Below are 2,480 nucleotides of genomic sequence, written 5' to 3'. Positions count from 1 at the left end.
GATGCGACGCGTGTCTCCGGTTTCGGCTCGACCCTGGCCGGTGCCGGCTCTTTCATCGCGGCGATCGCCTGGCCCAGCGGATCGACGTCGGCCGGTTTGGCGCTCGGTGCCGGTGCGGCATCGGTGCCGCCGGAACGCGCGGCCGCCTTTTCCGTGATCTCCTTGTTCGCTACGCGCGCGGCGTCGCGGTTGGCGTACATCGGCTTGTTCGGGTCCTGGGCCTGGCCCGGCGCCGGATCGGCCGGGCGGCCCGCCTTGACCGTCTTGTCGGTGAACGGCGAGGCGCCCTTGGTGATCGTCAGCGCGACCGCGACCGCGATGCCCAGACCGACGATCAGGCCGATGATGAGGCCAGTGAGCGTACTGCCCCGCTGGCGCGTGAAGGAGGATTGCGAGCGATTACGGAAAGCGATCATGTAGTACGGTATGGTTAAAACGCTTACATTTTCTCCGGCGCCGAGACGCCGATCAGGGCCAGGCCGTTGCGCAGCACCTGGCGGATGGCGGCCGCCAGCGCGAGGCGCGCGAGCTTGGTCGGCTCGTCGTCGTCGAGCAGCCACTTGTGCGCGAAGTAATAGCTGTGCAGTTCGCCGGCCAGTTCGCGCAGGTAGAACGCGACCTGGTGCGGGCCCAGCTCGACGAGCGCGCGCTGCAGCATCTCCGGGTACGACGACAGCTTGGCCAGCAGGCCGGATTCGTGCGCATTCGTCAGCGGGGAGAGATCGACGTTGGCCAGTTGCGCCACGTCGCCGCCCCAGTTCGCGAGGGCCGAGCAGATGCGCGCGTGGGCGTACTGCACGTAGTAGACGGGGTTCTCGTCGTTGGTGGCGAGGGCGACGTCGACGTCGAACACGAATTCCGTGTCGGCCTTGCGCGAGATGAGGAAGAAGCGCACGGCGTCGCGGCCGCGGGTCACGTCGCCGTTGCCCGACCATTCGATCAGGTCGCGCACCGTCACGTACGAACCGGCGCGCTTGGAGATCTTGACCTCCTCGCCGTTCTTCATGACGGTGACCATCTTGTGCAGCACGTAGTCGGGATAGCCCTGCGGGATGCCGATGTTCACGGCCTGCAGGCCGGCGCGCACGCGGGCGATGGTGCCGTGGTGGTCGCTGCCCTGGATGTTGATGGCCTGGTCGAAGCCGCGCTTGAATTTCTGGATGTGGTACGCCACGTCCGGCACGAAGTACGTGTAGGTGCCGTCGGACTTGCGCATCACGCGGTCCTTGTCGTCGCCGTAGTCCGTCGTCTTGAGCCACAGCGCGCCGTCCTGCTCGTACGTCACGCCGGCGTCGACCAGGGCCTGCACGGCCGCCTCGACCTTGCCGTCCGTGTACAGCGAGGACTCGAGATAATAGTTGTCGAACCTGACCCCGAACGCTTGTAAATCCTGGTCCTGCTCGTTGCGCAGGTAGGTGACGGCGAAGCGACGGATCGATTCGATGTCGTTCGTGTCGCCGCTGGCGGTGGCGGGCTGGCCGTCGCTGGCCGACACGGTCTTCTTCGCGAGGAAGTCGTCGGCGATGTCCTGGATGTAATCGCCGTTGTAGGCCGATTCCGGCCATTCGATATCGCCCGGACGGAAACCGCGCGCACGGGCCTGGACCGAGTTGGCCAGGGTCAGGATCTGCACGCCGGCGTCGTTGTAATAGAACTCGCGCGTGACCTGGTGGCCCTGCGATTCGAACAGCGACGACAGCGCGTCGCCAAGTGCCGCCTGGCGGCCGTGGCCCACGTGCAGGGGGCCGGTCGGGTTGGCGGACACGAATTCGATGATCACGTGGTGGTCATGGCCCGAGTCGCCGCGGCCGAAGGCGTCGCCCTGCTGCAGGACGGTCTTCACGACCGACTGCTTGGCGCTGGCTGCCACGCGCAGGTTGATGAAGCCCGGGCCGGCCACGTCGGCCGATTCCACGAGACCCGCTGCCTTCGGATCGGCCAGCAGCGCGGCGACGAGGCGGGTGGCCAGTTCGCGCGGGTTCGTTTTCAGCGGCTTGGCCAGCTGCATGGCGATGTTGCAGGCGATGTCGCCGTGACTCGGATCGCGCGGGCGTTCGAGTACAACTTTCGGATTAACGTCAGTAGGCGAGAGGTCGCTGCCGGCGACGATTGGGGCCAATGCGGCCTGGAACAGGGCAACGATCTCTTGTTTTTGTTGGGCGAGCATGAACTGTGGTCGAAAAAATAATGGTCAGTGCGGCGTGGTCGGTGCGGCGCGGTGGCGGTGCCACTGGCAGGCTAAGCGATCATTATACTGGTTTGCCGCAACGCGCAAACCATCCGGGGGCACGGACACAAGCCTCGCTTAAGCCTGCGCAACGCGTAACCGTTACAATGAGCGTCTTTATGCATTGATCGATTTGCCATGACCGAAAAGCGCTCGACGCTCACTCTCAAACCCAAGGCCGGCGGCCGCAACGGCGGCAAAAAGGCCGGCCCGGCCCGGCCGGGTGGCGCACCGGGCAAGGGGCAGACCGCCC

The 2,480-nt window shown here is 65.9% G+C and carries 1 protein-coding gene and 1 pseudogene; both read right to left on the bottom strand.

The features are described from left to right. Positions 1-416 (bottom strand): annotated as a pseudogene (locus ACEN88_RS29315) (SPOR domain-containing protein); the annotation flags it as partial. A 23-nt stretch (positions 417-439) separates the two neighbouring features. Then, on the bottom strand, positions 440-2,167 hold the full coding sequence (gene argS / locus ACEN88_RS29310) for an arginine--tRNA ligase (RefSeq protein WP_413345362.1): 1,728 nt from the start codon (positions 2,165-2,167) through the stop codon (positions 440-442). Positions 2,168-2,480 lie beyond the last annotated feature (313 nt).

It is taken from the genome of Massilia sp. CT11-108, assembly GCF_047302915.1.
GTDB classification, from domain to species: domain Bacteria; phylum Pseudomonadota; class Gammaproteobacteria; order Burkholderiales; family Burkholderiaceae_D; genus Telluria; species Telluria orientalis.
This window is presented reverse-complemented; position numbering and strand designations above follow the sequence as displayed.

Coding starts and splice junctions, on each gene's coding strand:
- argS (WP_413345362.1), bottom strand. CDS start 2,167: ATGCTCGCCCAACAAAAACAAGAGATCGTTGCCCTGTTCCAGGCCGCA.